21 protein-coding genes are annotated in these 23,261 nt (G+C 72.0%); 13 read left to right on the forward strand and 8 right to left on the reverse strand.

Features of this window, described 5'->3' with window-relative positions:
• Window positions 1–71: 71 nt before the first annotated feature.
• The 4 genes from recQ to RWH43_RS04060 form a co-directional block, all read right to left on the reverse strand.
• Complete coding sequence (recQ, locus tag RWH43_RS04045) at window positions 72–2,114, reverse strand: DNA helicase RecQ (RefSeq protein WP_187358420.1); 2,043 nt, start codon at window positions 2,112–2,114, stop codon at window positions 72–74.
• 169 nt (window positions 2,115–2,283) lie between these two features.
• Window positions 2,284–6,288 carry a type VII secretion protein EccCa gene (gene eccCa, locus RWH43_RS04050; protein WP_316000723.1) on the reverse strand — a complete coding sequence of 1,335 codons (4,005 nt, stop codon included), beginning with the start codon at window positions 6,286–6,288 and terminating at the stop codon, window positions 2,284–2,286.
• Window positions 6,285–7,292, reverse strand: a complete 1,008-nt coding sequence (locus tag RWH43_RS04055; protein WP_230704086.1) for an RDD family protein — start codon at window positions 7,290–7,292, stop codon at window positions 6,285–6,287. Before RWH43_RS04055 ends, eccCa begins: the two co-directional genes overlap by 4 nt.
• Window positions 7,289–8,653 (reverse strand): hypothetical protein, encoded by a 1,365-nt coding sequence (locus tag RWH43_RS04060; protein WP_316000724.1) that lies wholly within the window; start codon window positions 8,651–8,653, stop codon window positions 7,289–7,291. The genes RWH43_RS04055 and RWH43_RS04060 overlap by 4 nt, the downstream gene beginning before the upstream one ends.
• 291 nt (window positions 8,654–8,944) lie before the next feature.
• On the opposite strand from RWH43_RS04060, the gene RWH43_RS04065 reads away from it, so the two are divergent.
• The 10 genes from RWH43_RS04065 to RWH43_RS04110 all read left to right on the forward strand — a co-directional run bounded on the left by RWH43_RS04065 (window position 8,945) and on the right by RWH43_RS04110 (window position 17,687).
• Window positions 8,945–9,256: a WXG100 family type VII secretion target gene (locus RWH43_RS04065; protein WP_144830137.1), complete on the forward strand. Its 312-nt coding sequence runs from the start codon at window positions 8,945–8,947 to the stop codon at window positions 9,254–9,256.
• 29 nt (window positions 9,257–9,285) lie between these two features.
• Entirely contained in the window at window positions 9,286–9,573 is a 288-nt protein-coding gene (locus RWH43_RS04070; protein WP_230704084.1) for a WXG100 family type VII secretion target, read from the forward strand.
• Between the two features lie 113 nt (window positions 9,574–9,686).
• Complete coding sequence (locus RWH43_RS04075) at window positions 9,687–10,082, forward strand: hypothetical protein (protein ID WP_316000725.1); 396 nt, start codon at window positions 9,687–9,689, stop codon at window positions 10,080–10,082.
• A gap of 38 nt (window positions 10,083–10,120) precedes the next feature.
• Window positions 10,121–11,377, forward strand: coding sequence for a S8 family peptidase (locus tag RWH43_RS04080; RefSeq protein ID WP_316000726.1), 1,257 nt, complete (start codon window positions 10,121–10,123; stop codon window positions 11,375–11,377).
• Window positions 11,374–12,939, forward strand: a complete 1,566-nt coding sequence (locus tag RWH43_RS04085) for a hypothetical protein (RefSeq protein WP_316000727.1) — start codon at window positions 11,374–11,376, stop codon at window positions 12,937–12,939. The genes RWH43_RS04080 and RWH43_RS04085 overlap by 4 nt, the downstream gene beginning before the upstream one ends.
• 54 nt (window positions 12,940–12,993) lie before the next feature.
• Window positions 12,994–13,311 carry a WXG100 family type VII secretion target gene (locus tag RWH43_RS04090; RefSeq protein WP_144830148.1) on the forward strand — a complete coding sequence of 106 codons (318 nt, stop codon included), beginning with the start codon at window positions 12,994–12,996 and terminating at the stop codon, window positions 13,309–13,311.
• The gene (locus tag RWH43_RS04095) at window positions 13,311–13,604 is read left to right on the forward strand and encodes a WXG100 family type VII secretion target (protein WP_144830152.1); all 294 of its coding nucleotides are present in this window, start codon (window positions 13,311–13,313) and stop codon (window positions 13,602–13,604) included. Before RWH43_RS04090 ends, RWH43_RS04095 begins: the two co-directional genes overlap by 1 nt.
• A gap of 69 nt (window positions 13,605–13,673) precedes the next feature.
• Window positions 13,674–15,008 (forward strand): type VII secretion integral membrane protein EccD, encoded by a 1,335-nt coding sequence (gene eccD / locus RWH43_RS04100; protein WP_316000728.1) that lies wholly within the window; start codon window positions 13,674–13,676, stop codon window positions 15,006–15,008.
• A gap of 4 nt (window positions 15,009–15,012) precedes the next feature.
• Window positions 15,013–16,341 (forward strand): type VII secretion protein EccB, encoded by a 1,329-nt coding sequence (gene eccB / locus RWH43_RS04105; RefSeq protein WP_316000729.1) that lies wholly within the window; start codon window positions 15,013–15,015, stop codon window positions 16,339–16,341.
• Window positions 16,338–17,687 (forward strand): S8 family serine peptidase, encoded by a 1,350-nt coding sequence (locus tag RWH43_RS04110; RefSeq protein WP_316000730.1) that lies wholly within the window; start codon window positions 16,338–16,340, stop codon window positions 17,685–17,687. The genes eccB and RWH43_RS04110 overlap by 4 nt, the downstream gene beginning before the upstream one ends.
• Before the next feature lie 15 nt (window positions 17,688–17,702).
• Here RWH43_RS04110 and RWH43_RS04115 read toward each other — a convergent pair whose 3' ends face one another.
• Both RWH43_RS04115 and RWH43_RS04120 read right to left on the reverse strand, forming a co-directional pair.
• Entirely contained in the window at window positions 17,703–18,986 is a 1,284-nt protein-coding gene (locus RWH43_RS04115; protein WP_316000731.1) for an FHA domain-containing protein, read from the reverse strand.
• Between the two features lie 29 nt (window positions 18,987–19,015).
• Window positions 19,016–19,246, reverse strand: a complete 231-nt coding sequence (locus RWH43_RS04120; protein ID WP_144830167.1) for a hypothetical protein — start codon at window positions 19,244–19,246, stop codon at window positions 19,016–19,018.
• A gap of 25 nt (window positions 19,247–19,271) precedes the next feature.
• Between RWH43_RS04120 and RWH43_RS04125 the strand changes: the two genes are divergently transcribed.
• The 3 genes from RWH43_RS04125 to RWH43_RS04135 are packed head-to-tail and all read left to right on the forward strand — an operon-like array spanning window position 19,272 to window position 21,253.
• Complete coding sequence (locus RWH43_RS04125; protein ID WP_144830170.1) at window positions 19,272–19,790, forward strand: CGNR zinc finger domain-containing protein; 519 nt, start codon at window positions 19,272–19,274, stop codon at window positions 19,788–19,790.
• A 39-nt stretch (window positions 19,791–19,829) separates the two neighbouring features.
• The gene (locus RWH43_RS04130; RefSeq protein ID WP_367575748.1) at window positions 19,830–20,234 is read left to right on the forward strand and encodes a GNAT family N-acetyltransferase; all 405 of its coding nucleotides are present in this window, start codon (window positions 19,830–19,832) and stop codon (window positions 20,232–20,234) included.
• Window positions 20,231–21,253: a pirin family protein gene (locus RWH43_RS04135; protein WP_316000733.1), complete on the forward strand. Its 1,023-nt coding sequence runs from the start codon at window positions 20,231–20,233 to the stop codon at window positions 21,251–21,253. Before RWH43_RS04130 ends, RWH43_RS04135 begins: the two co-directional genes overlap by 4 nt.
• A 2-nt stretch (window positions 21,254–21,255) precedes the next feature.
• On the opposite strand, the gene RWH43_RS04140 is transcribed toward RWH43_RS04135, so the two are convergent.
• Together RWH43_RS04140 and RWH43_RS04145 are read right to left on the reverse strand one after the other, a co-directional pair.
• Window positions 21,256–22,449, reverse strand: a complete 1,194-nt coding sequence (locus RWH43_RS04140; RefSeq protein ID WP_316000734.1) for a M15 family metallopeptidase — start codon at window positions 22,447–22,449, stop codon at window positions 21,256–21,258.
• 72 nt (window positions 22,450–22,521) lie between these two features.
• A complete protein-coding gene (locus RWH43_RS04145) occupies window positions 22,522–23,214 on the reverse strand; it encodes a hypothetical protein (protein ID WP_154096826.1) in 693 nt (230 codons plus the stop codon).
• Window positions 23,215–23,261: the final 47 nt, after the last annotated feature.

Genomic DNA, 23,261 nt, shown 5'->3' on the forward strand with positions numbered 1-23,261 from the left:
TCGACGAGCTCAGCCACCTACACCGAGCGAGGTCCCTGAGCCCGTCGAAGGGACCGGGGCCCGCGCAGAGCTCAGTTCGCGGCGACCACCGTCAGGATGCCGTCGCCGTACGCCTCGCGCTTCTTCGCACCGATGCCGGTGATGCCGTCGAGATCGGCGATCGCGGCCGGCCGCGCAGCGGCGATCGCCCGCAGGGTCGCGTCACCGAAGACGATGTAGGCCGGCACGCCCTGCTCGCGCGCCTTCTCGGCGCGCCAGGCGCGGAGCGCCTCGAACAGGTCGCGGTCGCCGGGGGCCACGTCATCGGCACTCGACTTCCGTTGCCGGCTGCCGCCGCCACCCCCACCGCCGGTGCGGCCGAGCGCATCGCGTCGCAGCGGCACCGGCGTCTCGCCGCGCAGCACGCCGGCCGAGGCCTCGCTCAGCGCGAGAGTGCCGTAGTCGCCCTGCGCGACGACGATGCCGCGGGCGAGCAGCTGACGGATGACGCTGCGCCAGTCCTGGTCGCTCAGATCGGCCCCGAGGCCGTACGTGCTGAGGCGGTCGTGCCCCTGCTGCGAGATGCGCTCGGTCTTGGCTCCGCGCAGGATGTCGATCAGGTGTCCCGCGCCGAAGGCCTGGCCGCGCTCTCGCTGCAGCCGCACGATCGTCGACAGAAGCTTCTGTGCGGCGACGAGGCCGTCCCAGGTGTCGGGCGGGGTGAGGCACGTGTCGCAGTTGCCGCACGGCTCGGAGCGCTGCCCGAAGTAGTCGAGAAGGTTCTGCCGACGGCAGCCGACCGTCTCGCAGAGGGCGAGCATCGCGTCGAGATGCTGTCCGAGTCGCATCTTGTAGGAGCGGTCGCCGGGTGACTGGTCGATCATGCGGCGCTGCTGCACGACGTCGCCGAGGCCGTAGGCCATCCAGACCACCGAGGGGTCACCGTCGCGACCGGCGCGACCGGTCTCTTGGTAGTAGCCCTCGACCGACTTGGGCAGGTCGATGTGGGCGACGAAGCGCACGTCGGGCTTGTCGATGCCCATACCGAAGGCGATCGTGGCGACCATGACGACCCCGTCTTCACGGAGGAAGCGCGATTGGTGCGTCGCCCGCACCGACGAGTCGAGACCCGCGTGGTACGGCAGGGCGTTGAGCCCCTGCGACGACAGGTAGGCGGCGGTCTGCTCGACGGTCTTGCGACTGAGGGCGTAGACGATGCCGGCCGAGCCCTCGGGCTGCGATCGGATGAACTGCACGAGCTGGCGTCGCGGGTCGACCTTGGCGTCGATGCGGTACTGGATGTTGGGTCGGTCGAAGCTCGCCACGAACCCCCGGGCGTCGCGCAGGCGCAGACGCTCGACGATCTCTTGCGCCGTCTCGGGCGTCGCCGTGGCCGTGAGAGCCATGCGAGGAACGCCGGGGAAGCGCTCGGCAAGATCGCCCAGGGCGAGGTAGTCGGGGCGGAAGTCGTGGCCCCACTGCGACACGCAGTGCGCCTCGTCGATCGCGATGACGCTCAGTCGGCCGCGCGAGAGCAGGCCGAGGGTCTGCGCCCCGTTGAGGCGCTCGGGGGCGACGTAGAGCAGATCGAGCTCGCCCGCGAGATACGCCTGCTCAACGGCCTGACGCTCGGCCGGAGCCTGGGTGGAGTTGAGGTAGCCCGCGCGCACGCCGTTGGCGATCAGCGCCTCGACCTGGTCGTGCATGAGCGCGATGAGCGGGCTGACGACCAGGCCCGTGCCCGGGCGCACGAGCGCGGGCACCTGGTAGGTGACGCTCTTGCCGCCACCGGTCGGCATGAGAACGACGGCGTCGCCCCCGTCGACCACGTGCTGCACGATGTCTGCCTGGTCGCCGCGGAAGGCGTCGTACCCGTAGACCTCGTGCAGCACCTCGCGCGGGTCGCGCCCGGTGAAGTCGCGCACCGCGGGCAGTTCGCGCGCGGTGCCCGTCGCGGCCGCCGCGCGGGCGAATGCCGACGTGGGATCGACGGGCGGGGGCGGGGCGTCGAAGTCGTCGGGCGGCCCGAACAGATCGGGGTCCCAGTCGGCGCCGGCGTACGGGTCGTCGGGGACGTCGAACGGCTCGGGCGGCGCGTCGGCGTAGGGCTCGGAGGCGGCGCCGGGATAAGTCACCCGACAACGGTAACCCGGGCCACCGACACCGACACCGCCCCGGCATCCGTCGGGGGATGACCGGGGACGACAGGGCAACTGTGGAGAAGGCGTGGCCCCCGGACGGGCGGGACGGAGACCGCCGCGGCATCCGTCGTGGAAGCCGCGGCGGCTCAGGAGAGGACGTCGCTCAGTGCGCGGGCGGTGAGAACGCCAGCTGCGCGGCCACGAGTCCGTGCTCGCGGCTGACGATCTGCGCACGGCCGGGAGCCGCGCGCTCGGGCTTGACACGCCCGATGAGCGCTCCCTCTTCGGGGTTGCCGCCCAGCAGGATGCCGGTGACGCCCAGGTCGGTGAAGCGCTGGATGATCGGGTCGTACGCCGCACGGCTGGCGCCGCCCGAACGTCGCGTCAGGATGACGTGCAGGCCCAGGTCGCCGGCCTGCGCCAACAGGGGCTGGAGCACCGCGAGCGGGTTGCCCTGGCTGGTGGCGACGAGGTCGTAGTCGTCGACCAGGATGAAGCCCTCGGCGCCCTTCCACCAGCTGCGCTCGCGCAACTGCGCGGGCGTCACGTCGGGACCGGGGATGCGCGTGGAGAAGTACTGCGCGAGGTCGTTCATGCCGCCGGTGGCCAGGTCGTGCGAGGTCAGGTAGGCCCCGAGGTAGTCGTCGGGGATCTCGCCCAGCAGCGCGCGGCGGTAGTCGACGACGAAGATCTTCGCCTCGGTCGGCGTGTACAGGCGCTGGATCTCGGCGGCCGTCGCCCGCAGGAACGACGACTTGCCCATTCCCGAGTCGCCGTAGACGAACAGGTGCGGTTCGACGCGGGGGTCGATGCCGAACGGGGAGAGCTGCGCCTCTTCGATGCCCAGCAGCAGTCGACCGTCACCGGGTTCGGTGAGCGCGCGCACCTCGTCGAGCGAGATGTCCTCCGGCAGCAGCCGGAGCTTCGGACCGGGTTCGCCGTGCCAGGCGGCGGAGACCTTGGCGATCATGTCGGACACGCCGTCGGCGATCGTCGCGGCATCGTCCGAGCCGTCGACGCGCGGCACCGACGTGAGCATCTGCAGCTTGGTCGGGCTGAGTCCGCGTCCCGGCTGACCGACCGGGACGTTCGCGGCCTGCTTGCGGTCGACGTCGGAGTCGGTCGGGTCGCCGAGGCGGAGTTCGACGCGCGTCTGGATGAGGTCCTTGAGGTTCGCGCGGATCTCGAGCCACCGGTTGGCCGTGACGACCACGTGCACGCCGAAGCTCAGTCCTCGCGCGGCGATGGTCTGCACGCGCGCCTCGAGCGGCTCGAACTCCGAGCGCAGCGTCGACCAGCCGTCGACGACGAGGAAGACATCGCCGAAGCCGTCGTCGAGCCGGCCTTCGCGCCGACGCGAACGGTAGGTGTCCATCGAGTCGACGGCGTTGCGGCGGAAGTACTGCTCGCGCGCGTCGAGCACGGCCTCGACCTCGGCGACGGCGCGTCGCACGGCCTCGGGCTCGGTGCGCGTGGCGACGCCCGCGACGTGCGGGTGCTGCTGCATCGCGGTGAAGCCTCCACCGCCGAAGTCGAGCACGAAGAACTGGAACTCCTGCGGGGTGCCCGTCAGGGCGAGGGCCGAGACGAGCGTACGGGCGAGCGTCGACTTGCCGCTGAGGGGCGAGCCCACGATGGCGACGTGACCGGCCGCCCCGCCGAGCGAGACGGTGAGGTTGTCGCGGCGCTGCTCGAGCGGGATGTCGACGACGCCGATCGGCACCGTGAGCGCTCCGGCGTCGCGCCAGCGCTTCGAGACGAGCCCGAGGGCCGGGTCTTCGGCGAGATCGGGCATGAGGGCGTCGAGCGGCGACGGCTCGGCCAGCGGCGGAAGCCACACCTGGTGGGCCTCGGGTCCGCGGTCCTTCATGCGGTCGACGGCGATCTGGAACGTCGAGCGCTTCTCGGCCACCGGTGCCGCGATGGCCGCGGGCGCGGCATCCGGAGTCTCATCGGCCTGGTCGTCGTCGGGCTGCGCGAGCGCGGTGAAGACCTCCACGCGCGCCGGACCCGAAGACGTACCGCCGAACTCGTCGACAGCGGTGCCCGCGATGCCCTTGGGGCGCCCCGACACGTAGGCCGCACGGAACTGCACGAGGTTCTCGGTGTCGCTCTTGAGGAAGCCGACGCCCGGCTCCTGCGGGAGCGTGTAGGCGTCGGGGGTGCCGATGATCGTGCGGGACTCGGATGCCGAGAAGGTGCGCAGACCGATGCGGTACGACAAGTACGTGTCGAGGCCGCGGAGCTTGCCCTCTTCGAGTCGCTGCGACGCGAGGAGCAGGTGCACGTGGAGCGAGCGGCCGACGCGACCGATGTTGAGGAAGCTGTCGACGAACTCGGGCTTCGCGGTCAGCAGCTCGGAGAACTCGTCGACGACGATGAGCAGGGCCGGAAGCGGGGCGAGATCGGTACGGCCGCCGCGGCGGGCGGCCTCGTACTCTCCGACGTTGGCGAAGTTGCCCGAGGCGCGCAGCAGCTCCTGACGGCGCACGACCTCACCCTGAAGAGCGTCCTGGAAGCGGTCGACGAGCGCGAGCTCGCTGCCGAGGTTGGTGATGACCGCCGACACGTGGGGCATTTCGGCCATGCCGGCGAACGTCGCGCCGCCCTTGAAGTCGACGAGCACGAAGTTGAGCTGCTCGGGCGAGTGCGTCATCGCCAGCGCGAGCACGAGGGTGCGCAGCACCTCGGACTTGCCCGAACCGGTCGCACCGACCATCACGCCGTGCGGTCCCATGCCCTGCGACGCCGATTCCTTCAAGTCGAGTACGAGCGGGGTGCCCGAGGGCTCCTGGCCGATCGGCACGCGCAGGCGATCGCGCTCGAGGCGGGGAGCCCATGCGCGGTCGAAGTCGACCGAACGCACGTCGGGAAGCCCGAGCAGTTCGGTCAGCTCGAGCTGCCCCTGCGTCGTCGGCGCATCGACGACGACCATCGGAGCGGGGCGCAGCGGCATGAGCCGCCGGGCGGTGGCCTCTGCTTCGGCCACGGTCATGGCATCCGGAACGAAGGTCTGCGCGCGGCCCGCACCGTCGATGAACTCCGCGGTCGCCGTCGGCGCCTTCTCGTCACCACGGCGCACCCGCACCGGAGCGGGGGCATCGGCCAGGGCGACGCGCGCGCTGAGGGGGTCGTCGAGCTCATCCCACCGGACGGGCAGGTCGACGATCGTGACGCCCTGCGCCCCTTCGAGCCCCGCGAGCTGCTCGTGGCCCGTGATCTCGACGCCGTCGACGAGGAGCAGGACGTGCGGGGTCACTCCGGCGCCGGGGGCGAACCGCGGGCGCGAGGCGAGCTGCGCGGGGAGCATGTCGACGAGTTCGTCGACGGATGCCGCGATCATGCGCGCCGGCCCGAGGCGGTCCTGCACCCGCGACGACATCGCGTGCGGCAGCCACTTCACCCAGTCCCAGGCGGCGGTCTGCCCGGGGCCGGCCAGCACCGCGACGACGACGTCTTCGGGATCGTGCAGGGTTGCCGCCGACGCCACGAGCGAGCGGGCGAGGCTGCGCACGGCCTCTTCGTCGGAGCCGACCAGCTCGACCCGCGCGTAATCGGCGAGCGGGAAGCCCAGCGGCAGATCGCGCTGGATCTCGTGCGTGAGCATGAAGCGGTGCGCGGCGGAGGCCGCCACCGGGTCGAGCTGGGCAAGCGGCGGAAGCTCCGGCGCCTCCAGCGTCAGACTCAGGGGCTGGTCCGTGACGCCGATGCGCGCGAGCAGGAACGTCTCGTCGCCCGGCTGGCGCTCCCACACCCGCGAGCGCTCCTCGGCGATGAAGGGCAGGGCCGCGGGGGCGGGCATGATCCACCCGCCGTGACGACGTTGCTTGCGCGCGGCGACGCGCACCGTCTCGCGAAGGTCTGCGAGGTAGGCGAGGTACTCGCGGCGGTTGCCGAGCACCTCGGCGTTGCGCTGCGCGCGCTGGCGCCAGCCGTTGACCGCGACGAAGCCGAGCGACGACAGCAGGAACATGCCGCCGATGAGGAAGCCGGTGGGGCCGCTGTTCGAGATCGTCACCATGACGATCGCGCCGACGCTGCCGAGCATCGGCAGGAGGGAGGTCAGGATGCCGCTGCCGCCCTCGTTCGGCACGAGCTCGGGCGGCGGCTGCAGGACGATGCGTCCGTTGGGCTGCGACGGCGGGGCGATGCGCGGACCCGTGCTCACACCGGACCTCCGATCAGGCGACTCAGGGTGAAGACTCGTTCGCTCAGACGAACGCGCGCGCCGTCTTCGAGCAGCGTGCGGGCTCCGGGACGCAGGGCGTGCACCGTGCCGTCGTCGGAGATGATCTCGGAGCCGTTGGTCGACCCGGCATCGATGACCCAGGCGTTCTCGCCGTCGTGCTCGAGCCGCAGGTGGGTCTTCGAGATCAGGCGGTCGGGATCGTCGACGACGATGAGCAGGTCGCCGGGCTCGTTCGAAACGGGCGCACGACCGAAGTTGACGGCGGCGGGAAGGTCGAGCTGCTCGCGCTGGCCGGTGTCGAACACGATGAGAAGCTGCGCGTGCTCGGTGCGCGGGGCGGATGCCGCGGGCTCGGGGGTCACCGCGACGGGACCGGGGGCGATGACCGGGGCCCGCTCGCCGGCGGCGGCCGGAGCGTCGATCGCGACGAGGGGCGTCTCCCACGCGGGGGCCTCGGGGAGGTCGACGACGGCCGCGTCGACCCGCAGCGGTTCGCGCGAGGTGGAGGGGCGAGCGTGCACCGTGGGCTCGGACAGCCCACGGGCCTCGTCGGCATCCGTCGTCTTGTCTTTGGGCACCGCCAGCAACACGGTTCCGGCCGCGCGATCGGCCCACGACCGTCGCCGACCGCTCTTGTCGAACGCGGCGGATGCCACGACGACCCAGGCACCCGCCACCAGCACGAGACCGCCGAGGACGACGAGCGAGCCGCGGACGAACGCCCGCCCCGCGCCCGGGACGACAGGCTCGTCGACGCGCGCGGCGCGCAGGCCGAAGAGCAGGGCGCCCGGCGTCAGGCCGCGTCGCGCCTGCAGGATCCACAGGCCCAGGAGCGCTTCGGCGGCCACGGCGATGCCGAGGACCGGGGAGCCGAGGAGGAATGCCACGCCCGAGGAGATGACCACGAGGGCCGCATCGACACTGAAGGCACCCAGTCGCACCCCCACCGTCGCGGGCGCGCCGAACGGCGGCGTCTGCGTCATGTCGCCATCATCGCACGCGCGATCTCCACCGCTCCGGCGGCCAACATGCCCGCCGGAAGAGAGAACGCCGTCGCCAGCGCCTCGAAGACGTCGCCCGTGCGCGACCACCCCAGCGAGCGCAGTCCGCGCCCCACCGGCACCACCAGCAGCGCGGCGCCGAGGCCCCCCACCAGCAGGAGTCCCGCCACGACCACGAGGAGCCCCGACGAAATCGTCGGCACGAGGGCCGCGAGCACCGCCGCGACGACGACGGCTGCCCCCACGCGGGCCACCCAGCGCAGGAACGGCACCGTGCTCTTGCGCGAACCGAGCAGAAGAGCGAGGACGACAGTGGATGCCAGCGCGATGCGCCCGGCCATCACGACGGGGTTGTCGACGGCGAAGGTCGGCAGAGCCGTGAACGCGCTGGCAGCGCCCGCCGTCACGAGCATGACGACGCCGATCGTCAACCGCGCGGTCGAGCGTTCGACCAGGGCGTCGGCGTCGTCGGCCTCGATCGTGCGCACCTCGTCAGGCAGGTTCTGACGCACCGTCCAGCGGGTGCTCTGGAAGCGGCCGTAGTCGATGAAGGTGCCGGGTTCGACGTCGACCAGGCTGGCCTGGAGCACCCGCTGCGCGACCGGGACGAGTCCGAGGGTGATCGCCGCCGGCGCCGAAGGGTCGAGATGTAGCAGGAGAGAGAGCCCCCACACGGCGGCGAGGATGGCCGCGACGATCGTGGCGGTGCGCCCCTGCGCGCGCAGGGTGTCAGTCGCGCCGAGCACTCCCACGACGCCTGTGACGACGGCGCCCGCGAGGAGCCCCGTGAACACGGCGACCAGCTCGGTCGAAGCGGGCTGGTCGGGCACGACCGCGACGCCTCCGCCGAAGGCGAGGGCGAGGAGACCCACGACCGGAGCGAGCGTCGCGGTGCGAGCGGACGCGCGGAGGGCGAAGACGGTCGCCGCGGCGAGCGCCGCCAGCAGAGCCGCGGCGGCGACGACCGCGCGCACGTCGGGCGGGAGGGCGTCGGCACCGATGAGGCGGACAAGAGCCAGGATGCCACCGGCGGCCGCCATGACCCACCAGGCCGCCGTAGTGCGCGACGACGCGACCGGTCGCGAGGATCGCCCCGTCGCCTGCGCGACGGTGGCGCGCGGATCGACCAAGACGAGCACGACTCCGTCGTCGAGGGTGGCCATCGAAGTCGAGCGGTCGATCTCGCGCCCCGAGACGCCGACGACGCGCACCGACCCATCGGAAGCGGACCCGGCGGCCTGCAGCACGTCGTCGATGCGAGCGTGGAGCGGGACGACGAGGTCGAAACGCGCAGCGCCGTCGATGAGCGCGACACGTCGCCCCTGCATCACTTCCGCGCTCAACGGTCCCCCTCGTTCTCGCGCCACCGGCCCCAGGGCCGCCGCAACCGCACCAGCGTATCCACCCCGCGGGCATGCTCCGGTCTTTCCTCCCACCACCGGGAATAAAGATGAGAGTTTTGTCATCTTCGAAAAAGCGCAAGTGGCTTGTATCCCGGCACCGCTTTACATATGGTCGTGACCCGGTGGGGGGCTCCGGTTCTTCATCGATCCCGCGCGCGGGGCCGAATCCCGCGTGTGCAGACATGATCCGCAACGCCCGGGTTCGCCCGGAGGAACATCGAGGAGACACACGTGGCAGATCTCATCGCGGCCCAGGAGGGTGCGCTACGACGCGGAGCCGAAGCCGTCAACACCGCCAAGGGCGGCATCGACGAGCAGGTCCGCAAGGTCCGTTCCGAGCTCGACCAGGTTGCCGGTTTCTGGACCGGCGCAGCGGCCGGTTCGTACACGCAGCTCATGGCGCGCTGGAACGAAGAGACGACGAAGCTCAACAACGTGCTCGTCACGCTCGAAGACGCCCTGCGCGGCACCGAGCGCGACCAGGCGGCTTCGGAAGAGTCGCACCAGCAGACCATCGGCAACCTGGGCTCGCTGCTCGGCTGACCCCGCTCGACACGAAAGAAGGAACTCTCATGCAGTCCATGTCCGTTCGTCCCGAGCAGGTCATCGCCCTCTCCGGTCAGATCCGCAACGGTGCCTCCGGCATCCGCACCCGTCTCGACGAGCTCGAGTCGCAGGTCAACGCCCTCCGCTCCTCGTGGGACGGTGACGCGCAGACCGCGTACGACCAGGCGCAGGCCCAGTGGACGCAGTCCATCACCCGCCTGAACGAGCTGCTCCAGCAGATCGCCGGCAAGACCGACGAGATCGCCCAGGGCTACACCTCGACCGACAAGTCGGCCGCAGGCCGCTTCGCCTGACCCCCTTCGGAGCCGGCGGTCGCTGCGGCGGCCGCCGGCTCCCGGGCTCACGCCCGTGCGCAGCATTTTGCTGCCCTCCATACATTCCGATCACAGAGAAACGAGTGATCCCCATGTCCGAGTCGATCTTCCTCAATCTCGAGCTGGCGCTGCAGCGCGTGCTGCAACTGACCCAGGTGCCCGAGGAGCTCCCCTCCTCGGGAGCCATCGAGATCGTCGACGGCAACGGCACCGAGCCCGCCGCGGCGCGCTTGACCGATCAAATCCGTCAGCAGGCGATCGAACTGAGCCATCAGGTCGAGAACCTGCGCTCCACGGTCGCTCACAACGCCGAGGCCCTTTCTCAAGCGGCCCAGTCCCTGCAAGAGACGGACACCTCTGGCTCGCTCATGTCGCAGAACGCCCTGTCGATCGTCGAATCGGCGGCGGAGCCCGCTGCGGTAAGCGACCCCTCGTCCGGCGGGGGAGCAGCCGGTGTGCGGTCCGTCCTCCCGGGTGCGCCCCGGTGACCCGTCGGCAGGTTCTCGTCGGACGCACTCTCGGAGCGATGTTGGTGGCCGGGGCCCTCGCGCTCGGCGGGGCCGTGCCGGCCGCGACCGCCGCCGCCGGCGGCGAATACGACTGGTGGTACGAGGCCTACCAGGTGCAGACCGCGCACGACGCGGGCATCACCGGCGCCGGGGTGAAGGTCGCCGTCATCGACGGGCAGATCGATCCGAGCCTCCCGGTGTTCGAAGGCCGCAACCTCACCGTGAGCGAGGCTCAGCCGTGCAAGAACGGTGCGGCCTCGGCGACGGAGTCCGCCAACGAATCGTCCGTCCACGGCAGCACGATCACGGCCATGATCATCGGTAACGGCGCCGGCCCGAGCGGCGTTCGCGGTATCGCGCCCGATGCGGCCGTGACGTTCTACGGGTATGGATCTTCCGCAGAGAAGAAGGAACTCTGCGAGAGCCCCGAAGCCGGCCTGCGCGATTTCGGCTTCGCGGTCAAGACCGCTGTTGATGACGGCGCGAAGATAATCACGACCTCTGTGTCGATGTCGGCTTCCCCGAGCGATGCCACGGCCATCGCCTACGCGGTCGCAAAGGGGGCGATCGTGCTCGTGGCCACTCCGAACGCCGATTCCAGCTCCCTCGCGTCGAACGATCTGAGCACCATGAACGGCGTCGTCGCGGTCTCGGCCATCGACAGCTCGGGCGCCCTCCAGCCCGGTGACGGCGCATCGCCCTTCGGCGTGGCTCACGCCGACATCGTGGCCGCGGGAGTCGACCTCCCGACCGTGGGAGTCTCCGGCGACTGGAACAGGAGCGGGGTCACCACCGGATCGTCTTTCTCGGCGCCGGTCGTCGGCGGAATGCTCGCCCTCGCGGCGCAGAAGTGGCCCGAGGCCACCGGCAATCAACTGGTCCAGGCGATGATCGCGACCACCAACGGGACGCAGCACGATCCGACGCGCACCGAAGACGGGTACGGCTACGGCGCCGCGTGGTTGCCCACGATGCTCAGCATCGATCCCACTGGCTATCCGGACCAGACACCGCTCATGAACAAACCGGCGGGCTTCCCGACAACGGAGCAGATCGACCGCGCTGTCGCCGCCGGAGGTTTCACCCCCGACGAGCAACCCCGCAGCGTCGACCAGTACGCCGACGCCGAGCCCACCTCCACCGGCTCCGATCTCGGAGCGCTGGTGATGTGGGCCGCGATCGGTATCGGAGCCCTCATCGTGGCGGCCGTGGTCGTCATCGTCCTCATCGTCGTCACCCAACGCCGCAAGGCTGGAAAGGGGAACAGATCGTGACAGGTATCTGGGAGCAACGTCTGCAGAATCTCGCCGAGGGCGGCGTGCCGTGGGACCTCCCGACCAGGTGGGAGCTGGCCGGGGCGCTCGAGGCACTCAAGCAGGTCCTCGACTCTGCCGCGGAAGACCCGGGCCTCGCAGGCGCGTCAGGCGACGCGGCACGAGCGCAGTTCACTCGGACGTCTCTCGAGATCGACGACCAACTCGTCTACCTCCGAGAGCACGTTCCGAGTCGGCTCGACCAGGCGAACGAGGTACGCCAGCAAGCGCGTGACTCCGCGGCGTCCCTTCCTCAAGGCCAGATGGACCCCGGGCAGCAGGCCATGGTCCGCGGGGCAGCCGCCGGAGCCTCCATCATCTTCGGTCCGGTTGCGTTCCTCGCCGGGGAGGGTGCGGGCCGTGCCATCAACGACTACATGGCTTCGCAGCGCGAGGCGGCTGCTCGAGAGGCCGTGGAGAAGCACTCGAACCAGTTGGACGATGTGGCGCTCGATCCACCCCCTCCGTTCACCGGGGGCGAATTCCCGCCTCCCCCGCCTCCGCCGCCCCCGCCGCCGCCGTACGACCCCGACGGCGGTACCGGCTCCACCAGCGGCCGAAGCTTCCAGTCGTACCCCGACTGGGACATGACCCCTGACGGCGGCTCGAGCGGAGGCGGCAACGTCGGCGGCGGCAACATCGGCGGCGGTGGCGAGATCGGCGGCGGCGGTAATGGTGGCGGTGAGGTACCGACCGGCCCCGGCCCCGGTGACTACGGCCCGTTCCCGACCCCGACCCCGGTTCCCGGTGGCCCGGCGCCCATCGACATCGGCAACGTTCCGCCCGACCCGACGCCTGACGGTCCCGTGATCGGCAGCCCGACTCTTCCTGGCGGCATCTCGACGATGCCCGGTGGAGGTCTCGTCGGCGGTACACCCGGCGGACCCGGTGCGGGCATCGGTTCGGGGCTCGGCGCGGGCCTCGTCGCCGGCGGTGGTGGCGCTCTGGCGCTCGGACGCATGGGCGGTGGTGGAGCCGGTGCCGGCGGCAGCCTGTTCGGCGGAGGGGCGGGCGGGGCCGGAGGCTCCGCCAAGGCCGGCGGTGGCGCCCGCTCTGGGGGTCTGCTCGGCAAGACCCCCGGTGGCTCCGGTCTCGGCGCCCGTGGCGTCGGCGGCCTCGCCGCCGGCGGCGGCGGCACGCCCGGTTCGACCGCGGCCCGTGGCGCCGGTGTACGCGGCGGGGCGACCGGCCTCGGCGGAGCGGGCGGTGCCGGAGGCACGGGCACAGCCGGTGGATCCGCCAAGGGCGGCGCCCGCGGCGTCGGTGTCGGAGGCGGCTCGGCAACAGGCGGGTCCGCAAAGGGCGGGGCCCGCGGCGTCGGAGGCGGCTCTGCCGCCGGCGGCGGCCGCGGAGCGGCCTCGGGCTCGCGCGGCGTGGGCGGCATGGGCGGCCCCGGCTCGCGCTCCGAACGCAAGGACGAAGCCGCGCGCGGCCTCGGAGGCCCGATCGCTCCTCGCATGGAAGACGACGAAGAGATCGCCCCCCGGTCGGAGAACGCGCAGGCCGGCGGTCGCGACGAGTGACCGCTCGCCGAACACGTCCCTGCCTGATCGACTCCACGAAAGAGGAGAATCACGATGTCTGACCGCATCTCCGCCGGAGAGGGCGCGCTCGTCCGGGGCGCCGAAGCGGTGTCGGGCGCGCACGCTGACGTCAACGACAGCGTCCGGCGCGTGCTCGCCGAGCTCGACGAGCTTGCCGGTAACTGGGTCGGCGACGCCGCCTCGTCGTACAGCGCGCTGGTCAACGAGTGGACGGCCAGCGCCGACCGCTTGAACAGCACGCTCGTGACGCTCAGCGCCGCGCTCCGCTCGACCGCACAAGACCAGGAAGCGGTCGAAGAACAGCACCGCACCACCATCCACGGACTCGGCTCGATGCTGGGAGGCGAATGATGAGCGACCTACGTGTCACCCCGGAAGCACTCCATTCGGCGGCGGGTCGCCTGCGCGCCGAGTCGGCCCGCATCGATGCGACCCTCGGTGGACTCGACGCCGAGGTCTCACGACTGCGCGGCCAGTGGGAGGGCATGGCCCAGGTCGCCTACAACAACGCCCAGCAGCAGTGGAGTGCGACCCTCGAGCAGATGCGCGACGTGCTGCAGCGCATCGCGAACGCCACCGACTCCATCGCCGATGACTACGTCAGCGCCGACCGCGCCTCCGCGGCGCGGTTCGACGGGGCGTGACGCACCGCCCCGATAGGCTTTCGGGGTCTGACCGCAGGGGGGCTTCGGTCCGGAAAGAAGGGGCCGCGGATGGCTGACGTCATGAACGCGACGCGTGCGTTGCTGCGTCTGTCGGTGCAGAGCGAGGGGCGGCGTCTCGACATCGCCGTACCGGCCCAGGTGCCGGTGATCGAGTTCCTCCCCGGCTTCGCGCGCTCTCTCGGTGTGCTCGATCCGTCGATGACCTCGGCGGGCTACGCCCTGCACCGCGCGGACGGAACGACCGTCGATCCTTCGCTCGGGGCCTCGGCCCAGGGCATCGTCGACGGCGAGGTACTGACGCTGGTGCGCGGCGGCCTCGTCGCCCAGCCGCGGGTCTACGACGACATCGTCGAAGCGGTGCTCGACGCGACGTCGCAGCAGAACCGGCCGTGGACGACGCGCGACAATGCCCGCACCGCCCTGGCCGTGAGCCTCGCTCTCCTCGGCGTCTGCGCGGTGCTGCTCCTCGCCGCCGGCCGCACCCTGCCCCTCGGCGCCCTCGTCGCCGGCGGCGGTGCCATCGTGCTCCTCGTCGTCTCCGCCGTGGTCGCACGTCTCGGGCAGCGCGAAGCGGGCCAGGGTCTCGGCATGGCGGCGGCCGTCTTCGGCGCCGTCGCGGGCTATCTCGCGATCCCCGCGGCGATCGATATGTGGGGATGGCCGATGGCCGCAGCCGGTGGCGGTGCGTTCGTCATCGCTGGCGTCTCGCTCGCTTTGACACGAGCACACGCCGAGCTTCAGCTTGCTCCCCTCGTCGCCGGCGGCGCGATCGGCGTCGCGGGTACCCTCGCCGCCTTCTTCCCTCCCGCCATGGTGTGGACGCTCATGATCGGCGTCGTCGGCACGCTCGCGGGCGCCCTCCCCTGGCTCGCGATGGGCACGACGCGGCTGCGCGTGTTCTCGCCCCAGAGCGACGTGGAGATGTTCGCCGACCCCGAGCCGATCGACGCCGACGACATCGCCGCTCGCGTCGCCCAGGGCAAGCGCATCCTCATCGCCCTGCGGCTCGCCCTCGCCGCGGCCGTGCTGGTCGCCACCCCGCTCGTGGCCGCGCAGAACGCCACCGGTGCGATCCTGTGCGCTCTCGCCTTCGCCGGCATGATGTTCCCCTCGCGGCAGACCTACGCCCGCTCGGGCGTGCTCACGGTGATGGCCACCGGCGTGCTCGGCCTCGTCGTGGCCGGCGTCGTGGCGTCGCTCGCGCAGCCGGGTCTGCGCGTCGGCATCCTGATCGTGCTCGCCGTCGCGACCGTCAGCGTGGTGACCGTGACCCTGCTGGCGCCCAAGACGCGCCTGCGCCTCATCCGCGTCGCCGACACCGTCGAGCTGCTGGTGCTCGCCTCGCTCCTGCCGCTGTCGGTCATCTCGTCCGGACTGGCCTGACCCGATGGCCACCAAGGGCGACCTGATCGAGGCGCAGAACTTCTCGCGCCGACGCCTGCTCACCGCGTTCGTCAGCGGCGCCCCCGGCGGCAAGGAGCTGCAGCCGACCTCTCCCCTGCGCGCGGTGATCGCTGCAATCGCCCTCACCGTGATCGTCGTGCTGGTGGGTGTGTTCTACGGCCTCATCCGCCCGGGTCTTCCGACCGGCTGGGAGAACGGCAAGCTCGTGCTGGTCTCCGACACCGGAGCACGCTTCGTCACCGTCGACGGCGTGCTCCACCCGGTGATCAACACCGCCAGCGCCCGCCTGCTGCTGCCCGCCGACAACTTCGGGGTCATCTCCACCGACCAGGCGACACTCGCCGGCACCCCCGTCGGGAACACCCTCGGCATCACGGGCGCCCCCGACGAACTGCCCCCCGCATCGGGTCTCATCAACTCGGGCTGGAGCGCGTGCGTCACCGACGACGCCGCCGTCGACGTCCGAGTGAGCACGGCCGCGGCTCCGACTCCCGCCACGGGCAAGGCCGTCGTGGTCTCCGTCGACGGCCTTCTGCACGTGGTGCAGGGCGAGCGCAGCTTCGCAGTGTCGAACGAAGATCCGGATGCCGTGTTGCGCGCCGCCGGCATCTCGTCGCTGAACCCGGTGCCGGTCTCGGCCGCCTGGCTCGACCTGTTCACAGCGGGCACGCCGTTGACGCCGATCATGCTGAAGAACTTCGGCCAGGGCGTACCGGGCACCTCGCTCAAGGTCGGCGAGGTGATCCGACAGACGGGCACCCCCGACGACGAGCGTTACTTGGTGCAGACCGGCGGTGTGCTCGTGCGCCTGACCCCTCTCGCCTGGCAGCTGTACCAGCTCGGAAGCGGCAGCTCCCTCGGTACGAGCGTCACCGAGGTCTCGATCGACGAGACCCGCAACCTCCCGACCGCGACGCAGGACCTCGGTCAGGACTGGCCCGAGACCGCGTTCGACACCGTCGCGGCGGACCAGCGCCCGTGCGCCGTGCTCGAGGGCGGCGAGGGTCAAGCCGTCACGGCCCTGGCCACGCAGCCGACGTCGACGGCGGTCACCGCCGGGGTGCAGGTCGAGCCCAGCCACGGCGCCCTCGTGCGGGCCGGCGGGCGCGGCGACCAGAACTCGAGCGTGCTCACCCTGGTGGATGCCACCGGCACGGCGTATCCCCTCCCCGGCGCGAGCGGAGAGGTCATCTCCCGCCTTGGATACAGCACCGACGACGTCGGCGCGGTGGCCGACGGGTGGACGGCCCTGCTCGCGACCGGCCCGTCGCTGACGGAGGGCGCCGCGCAGACCACGCCGGAGACGAAGTGATCGCGGGCATCCGACGCGTCGGCGCGGTCGCGCTCGCGACCGGGATCCTGCTCGCGGGAGTGCCCGCCGCGGCGCACGCCGGAGTCGGAGCCCCGATCTCGGCGCAGGGCCTCGGCCCGGCATCCGGGATCGTGTCGGCCACGCAGGAGCAGTGCGATGCGTCGACGCGCGTGACCCAGACCCCGCTGGCGCTCGCCCAGCTGCAGAGCGACGCGGCCTGGGCGCTCACTCGCGGAGCGGGCGTCACCGTCGCGGTGGTCGACTCGGGGGTGGCGAAGAACCCGCACCTCGACGACAACGTCGTGCCGGGGGTGAACCTCGTACCCGACGGCACCGACGCGAACGGACGCACCGACACCTACGGTCACGGCACCGTCATCGCGGGCCAGATCGCCGCGCAGGTGATCTCGGGCTCCGGGGTGCAGGGCCTCGCGCCCGAGGCGAAGATCCTGCCCATCCGCGTCTACGCGGGCGACGAGAAGTCGCAGATCGACGCGGGTATCGGCCCGAACACCGCGCGCATGGCCGAGGGCATCCGCATCGCCGCCGACCGGGGCGCGCAGGTCATCAACGTCTCGATGAGCACGACCGAGAAGAACGGCGCCCTGGCCGACGCCGTCGCCTACGCGAAGTCGCACGGCAGCCTCGTCATCGCGAGCGCCGGCAACCGCGATTCGACGGCCGCGGTCGAGCAGAGCGACGCCGACGGCATCCGCTACCCGGCCGGATTCTCGGGCGCGATCGGCGTCTCGGCCACCAACCTCGAGAGCGCCGTCACGAGCGACAGCATCCGCGGCACGCACGTGCGGCTCTCCGCTCCAGGTCAGGCCATCGCCTCGGCCTGGCCGTTGGGCGGCGACTGCGTGGTGGCGAAGGAGCAACCCGCGACGAGCTACGCCGCGGCGTACGTGTCGGGGGCGGCTGCTCTCGTCGCGGCGGCGCACCCCGGCGAGACCCCCGCGCAGTGGGCGTACCGCCTGGAGGCGACCGCCGTGCGGCCGCAGCCCGACGATCGCTCGAACATCACCGGGTGGGGCTTCGTGCAGCCCTATGACGCGATCGTGCTGGTCCCCGGCTCGGGGCTGCGCGGGCCGAACAGCCCGTTCCCCGGCGCCTCGCCGACCGCATCGCCGACCGGAACGCCCGCTCCGGTGGCCGTGGTCGTCGGGCCGGGTCCGGATGCCGCGGCCATCTCGACCATGACCGGCATCGGCGTGGCGGGACTCGTGGCGCTCGGCGCCATCGGCGCACTGGCCGTGTACGTCAGCCGCCGTCGCGAAGAGACCGCGTCGCGGCGCCCGGCGCCGACGGGTCGCGGCCTGTACGGTCCCGACCCCGCGGAGTAGGAACGCCCCGCGACGTCAGGCCGTCGGTTCGGGGCGCAGTTCGACCTGCGCGTCGCCGAGCCGGAAGCGGCTGGGAACGATCGCCGTGCCCCCGGCCGACAGCTTCTCGGTGCGACCGTCGTCGTGCACCAGGGTCACTCCGTTGGTCGACTCGAGGTCGGTGATGGTCCAGCCCGTAACCGTCCAGTCGAGGCGGGCGTGACGCTTCGACATGGTGCGCGTGTCGTCGGTCACCGTGACGTACTGCACGCCTTCGTCGTCGACGGACGGACGACGGCCGAGCACGACGGTCCGGCTCTCGAGGGCGACGAGTTCTCCACCGGGCAGGTGCAGGCTCCACTCGCCACGGCGGCGTGACCGCGGACGTGCCGTCTGCGTCATCTCCTCGATGGGCGAGGCGGCGGCCGACGACTGCTCGTCGGGACGCTGCGCCGTGGAATCGGTCGTCTCGGCGACCCGGCCGAGCTCCTCGCCCTCCGCGGCGGGCGCGCCGGCGGCCGCGATGGTGGGCGTCTCGGCGCCGGCAGCGACGGCGGGCACCTCGGCGACGGGGGCGGAGCTCGGCACCTCGACGGAGGGCACGGCGTCCGGCGCCTCGGCGACCTCTCCGTCGTCGAGCGGGGCGGTGACGCTCGGTGCCACGGTCGTCTCCTCCGCAGGCACCTCGCCGATGAGGACGGGCCCTGGCAGCACCGGGATACTCGGCGTCTCCTGCGTGGCCGACCGCGCGCGGCGACCTCCGGCCGCGGCAGCCGGCGGAGGCGGATCCGTCGTCGCAGCGGAAGCCGAAGAGGGAGTCGCAGAAGTCGTCGCGGAGGCTGCCGCGGTCGACGCCTCACCCGCCGTCGCCTCCGCCCCCGGCACGGCGGTGATCGGCGCGGGCTCGCCCTCGGCTACGGTCACGACCTCGGCGTCGTCATCGGTCGCATGATCCACGGCATCCGGAGTCTTCTCCCCGGCGGCGAGTACGCCCGCCCACACGGGAGGGAACACCAGCGCGAGGGCCGTCGTGCCCGCCCCGCGACCGGTCGGCTCGCCGAGACGGTGCGCCGCGCGCGCCTTGAGCACGAGCCCGTAGACGTTGACGCCCGGGACGAGCAGCAGTACGGCCCGCACCGGGTCCTGCCGGCCGAGGCGGAAGATCTCGGCCTCGTTCAGCAGCGGGATCCACGCCCGCCAGGGCTCGCCCCCGCGGCCCGCGAACACGCGAGACAGGCCGATGGCGTACCAGACGTGCAGCACGAGGGCCAGCACCAGCACCGCTCCCGCGGTCACGGCGATCAGGCTCAGAGCATCCATGCGTCCTCCGTCGACGGTCTGACTCGACGCTACCGTGCGGGGTGGCCTCCGACCTCGCCGGCAGGGGGCGAGATCCGCGACACCGCGAGGGGAACGACGACGCTCGCGGCCTCGAGGTCGACGCGCCGCGCCCCGCACGCGGAGCAGCGGACGTACCGCACCCGACCCTGACTGGTCGAGTGCGCCGACTCGGTGATCCAGCCGTGTTCGTGAGGGGCGGATGCCGAGACGGCGAGGGCGAGCAGGTCTGAGGCGGTCATGATCCCAGCGTGATGTAATGCCGTTATGCATCTCAACCCTTACGGGGAGTACGCGGTCCTGCTGGCCGCGTCGCTCGCGAACGACTGGCCCGCCGATCGCGCCGGCATCGAGGAGCGCACGCGCGAGATGGGGATGACGATGACCTTCCCCGTGGCATCCGGAGATCACGAACGCACCCGCGCGGTCATCGACGAGTGGCTCCGCGTGGTCGACGAGACAGACCCCGCCGCGCGCGCCGCGCTGCTGAACGCGCAGATGGCCGCGGTCACCGCCTACCCGCGCCTCACCGACCACGACGGCGAGGGGTGGCACCTGCACTACCGCGACAGCGACGAGGCGCTCCCCCGCGTGCTCGCCGCCGTCATCTCGGTGGGCACCTCTCTGCACCTCGTCACGCGCGGCATGAACCGCCTCGGCCGCTGCGCCGCCGACCCGTGCACGAACGTCGTCGTCGACGTCACCCGCAACGGCCGTCAGCGCTACTGCTCGGTGCGCTGCGCCAACCGCGCCGCCGTGCGGAGGCACCGCTCGCGCCTCGGGTAGGGCGAGGGCTCGACGCCCCCCTAACCCACGACTTCCGCCATGACGTGGGGATGGCGGAACATCCATGCCAGCGCATACGTTGCTGTGGACACCGATCAAGGAGATTCCATGGCCGACGAACTGACCGTGACCCGCAACGACGAGGCGGGCCGCTACGAGATCCACGTGGGCGACGAGCTCGGGGGCTTCATGGAGTTCCGCCCCGCGAGCGGCGACCGCACCGAGCTGCCCCACACCGAGGTCGACCCGGCGTTCAAGGGTCGCGGCCTGGGCTCGACCCTCGCGAGTGAGGCGCTCTCCGACCTCGCTCGCCGCGGCGACACGATCATCCCCTCGTGCCCCTTCGTCGCGCACTACCTGAGCGAGCACGACGTGCCCGGCCTGTCCGTCGACCAGCCCGAGCAGGGCGACACCGACCCGGCCGGAGGCGGCGACCGGTCGTGACCCGACTCGACGTCGCTCCCCCGGCATCCGAGGGTCCGATCGACTGCGACGGCCCCCGCGCGTTGATCGTCGAGGCACGAGAGGTGCCGCTGGGCGGCGTGCGCGGCATGGAAGTGCACCGCACCCTCCCCCACCGCTCGCTGCCGATGGTCGGCGCCTGGTGCTTCCTCGACCGCTTCGGCCCGCAGGACACGCTCATGCGCGTCGAGCCGCACCCGCACATCGGACTGCAGACGGTGACCTGGCCGATCATCGGCGAGGTCCGGCATCGCGATGCCGTGGGCAGTGACGTCGTCGTGCGCCCGGGCGCCCTGAACCTCATGACCAGCGGCGCGGGGATCGCGCACTCCGAGTACTCGGTCGGCGAGGGGCCCATCCCCCTCGACGCCCTGCAGCTCTGGGTGGCGTTGCCCGAGTCGCGGCGGCACGGGGAGCCCGCGTTCGAGCGTCACGAAGACCTGCCGGTGCTCGACCTCGGCGAGGGGGCCGATGCGGTCGTGGTGATGGGCACGCTTGGCGAGGTCGTCTCGCCCGCGACGGTGCACACCCCGATCGTGGGCGCCGAACTCCGTCTGCCGGCCGGCGTCACCGTGCGTGTCCCCCTGCGCCCCGAGTGGGAGTACGCCCTATACGGCATGACGGGCACTGCCGAGGTCGAAACGGGGGCGGATGCCGTGAACGCCGACGCCGCGCGACGCCCCGGCACTCCTGCCGAGCCGGGGTCCACGGCATCCGTCGACCACACTCGCTTGATCTACCTCGGCCGCGGCCGCGACCATGTCGAGCTGCGCAGCGACGGGGGTGCCCGCGTGTTCCTGCTGGGCGGGGAGCCGTTCGAGGCCGACATCGTCATGTGGTGGAACTTCGTGGGCCGTTCGCACGACGAGATCGTCGAGGCCCGCGAGGCGTGGGAAGCACAGGCGCCGCGCTTCGGGACCGTGATCGACCACGGCCCCGAGCGCATTCCGGCGCCGCCCCTGCCAGGCGTGCGTCTCACACCGCGGAGGCGGCGGGGCTGAACTCAGTACGTCGGCGCCGCCGGGAGTCCGAAGAACTCCTCCAGGGTGGTGAAGCCGCCCTCGTGGTAGGCGCGAGCGAGTTCAGGACCGATGTAGCGCAGGTGCCACGCTTCGGGCTCGTATCCGCTGACCGCTTCGCGACCCTCCGCGTACCGCGTGACGAAGCCGAACTCCCACGAATGCTCGCGCACCCACGCGCCCTGAGCCGACGCGGCGACGTCGTCGAGAGTGCGGCACGAACCGTTGCAGGGCACGATGTCGACGGCCAGACCCGACTGATGCTCGCTGTAGCCGGGTCGGGCGCTCTCGCGATCGGCACCCTCCACCCCGCTGACGCGCACGCGGCCGGCGTAGGTGGACTTCTGGGTCGTGTACGAGCGGAACGCGCTCAGGTAGCCGATCTCGCCGGCTCCCGCGTCGGAGGCGGCCTTCACCATCGCGGTGAGCGCGTTCGCCGCCGGCGTGCGCAGCGCGGAGTCTTCGAGGGCGCGGACGTTCGCGGGCATGATGAGGTCGCCCGGGTAGTAGTCGACGGGCTCGAGCGGCCGCTGCTTGTTGACGACGACCCATTCGCGGTTCGGGTCGGAGAGCGATACGCAGGGCGCGATCCCGGATGCCACGGCCACACGGAAGGCGCTGCCTCCGCCGGCCGCGGCGATGGCGGCGGCGTCGTCGCCCGCAGAGAGCGCCGTCGTGACGGCCGGGTCGTCGCACGGCGTGGCCGTTGCCGCCACCGCTGACACCGCGGGCACGGGGAGCCCCTCGGAGGGGACAGCGGGGGGACCGGCGATCGACGCCGTCACGGCAGCGTCGTTGGCGCTCGTCGAAGCCGTGGCATCCGCCCCCGCCCCCATCGCCAGACCGGCGGCCACGGTCGCGGTGGCGACGACCACCGCGAGCGCTCCTGCGACGACCGCGAGCCGGCGACGGCGGGCCGTAGGCAGAGCGGAGAACCACTCGGTCGCGGTACGGAGTCGGCCGCCTTCGGACGAGGAGTGCGAGGCCTCGACCGGCGCGAACGAGCGACGACGAAGCGGGGCCGCGCTCGATCCGGCCTCGCGGAGAGCGCGGCGCGTCGGTGACGCGGAGGCCTCGGGCGCGGCCGGGGCGACGGGCACGGGGAGTGCCGCCGTCGCGAGTCGCTCAGCTTCCGCGCGCGCGGCGCGGCGGGGAGAGAGCTCGGAATCGGGGGACATGACTGGTCCCATTGTCTCCCGGGACCGCGGACCGGTCGACCCCGCCTCACCCGATGGACGCCCGCGCGGCCCTCACAGCGCGTCGCTGAAGGCGACTTCGCCCGCCGCGACGAACACGAGGACGATGCTGAGCGTGCCGGCGACGAGCAACAGGGCGGGATGCGCGAGCCCGACCACCACGCGCCGGGTGCGCGGCGACTCGGCGAAGAACTGCTCGGGGATGCGGTGCCGCGTCGGCACCGGCGCCCACCCGCGCAGGCGCGCGATGTACCCGACGCAGCGGAAGATGAGCACGGCCCACAGCACCGCGACGATGAAGGGCACGACGGCGCCGAAGATCTCGAGAGCTTCCTCCCACGCCGCTTCGGTGTTCGAGCGGGAATCCTCGGTCAGCTGCACCGCGACGGCCGCACCGAGCACGACGGATCCGATCCACAGGATGAGCGCCCCGAGCAGGGCGAAGAAGCGCGCGAAGAAGTGACCGAGGATCGACGGTTCGGACTCCAGGTGCGCACGGGGCGTCTGCGACAGCACGAGCAGCGTCGCGCCCAGCGAGGGCAGCGCGGCGCTCAACGACACGGCCACCCGCAGGGGCTCCGGGCCGTCCGCGAGGTCGACGACGACGATCAGCACGGCCATCGCCGCGAGCCAGATCCATCCTGCGGCCGCGGGGTGACGTTCGACCCACGACGGATGCAGGGGCTCGAGGCGGCGCCCGGCCGCCGTCAGCAGCGCGTGGCCTCGCACGTGTCGCACGGTCTCCATGCGCCCCTCGTTCCCATCGCGGCAGACGAACCAGCGACGCCTGTCAC

Origin of the sequence: Microbacterium algihabitans (genome assembly GCF_032464975.1) — a bacterium.
Classification (GTDB): Bacteria; Actinomycetota; Actinomycetes; order Actinomycetales; family Microbacteriaceae; genus Microbacterium; species Microbacterium algihabitans.

Excerpts from the sequence above, each read along its gene's own strand:
- RWH43_RS04130 (WP_367575748.1), top strand. The coding sequence starts at position 19,830 with ATGACGTGGGGATGGCGGAACATCCATGCCAGCGCATACGTTGCTGTG.
- RWH43_RS04055 (WP_230704086.1), bottom strand. The coding sequence starts at position 7,292 with ATGACGCAGACGCCGCCGTTCGGCGCGCCCGCGACGGTGGGGGTGCGA.
- RWH43_RS04115 (WP_316000731.1), bottom strand. The coding sequence starts at position 18,986 with ATGGATGCTCTGAGCCTGATCGCCGTGACCGCGGGAGCGGTGCTGGTG.
- RWH43_RS04070 (WP_230704084.1), top strand. The coding sequence starts at position 9,286 with ATGCAGTCCATGTCCGTTCGTCCCGAGCAGGTCATCGCCCTCTCCGGT.
- RWH43_RS04090 (WP_144830148.1), top strand. The coding sequence starts at position 12,994 with ATGTCTGACCGCATCTCCGCCGGAGAGGGCGCGCTCGTCCGGGGCGCC.
- RWH43_RS04125 (WP_144830170.1), top strand. The coding sequence starts at position 19,272 with ATGCATCTCAACCCTTACGGGGAGTACGCGGTCCTGCTGGCCGCGTCG.
- RWH43_RS04075 (WP_316000725.1), top strand. The coding sequence starts at position 9,687 with ATGTCCGAGTCGATCTTCCTCAATCTCGAGCTGGCGCTGCAGCGCGTG.
- eccD (WP_316000728.1), top strand. The coding sequence starts at position 13,674 with ATGGCTGACGTCATGAACGCGACGCGTGCGTTGCTGCGTCTGTCGGTG.
- RWH43_RS04140 (WP_316000734.1), bottom strand. The coding sequence starts at position 22,449 with ATGTCCCCCGATTCCGAGCTCTCTCCCCGCCGCGCCGCGCGCGCGGAA.
- RWH43_RS04080 (WP_316000726.1), top strand. The coding sequence starts at position 10,121 with ATGTTGGTGGCCGGGGCCCTCGCGCTCGGCGGGGCCGTGCCGGCCGCG.
- eccB (WP_316000729.1), top strand. The coding sequence starts at position 15,013 with ATGGCCACCAAGGGCGACCTGATCGAGGCGCAGAACTTCTCGCGCCGA.
- RWH43_RS04145 (WP_154096826.1), bottom strand. The coding sequence starts at position 23,214 with ATGGAGACCGTGCGACACGTGCGAGGCCACGCGCTGCTGACGGCGGCC.
- RWH43_RS04120 (WP_144830167.1), bottom strand. The coding sequence starts at position 19,246 with ATGACCGCCTCAGACCTGCTCGCCCTCGCCGTCTCGGCATCCGCCCCT.
- RWH43_RS04095 (WP_144830152.1), top strand. The coding sequence starts at position 13,311 with ATGAGCGACCTACGTGTCACCCCGGAAGCACTCCATTCGGCGGCGGGT.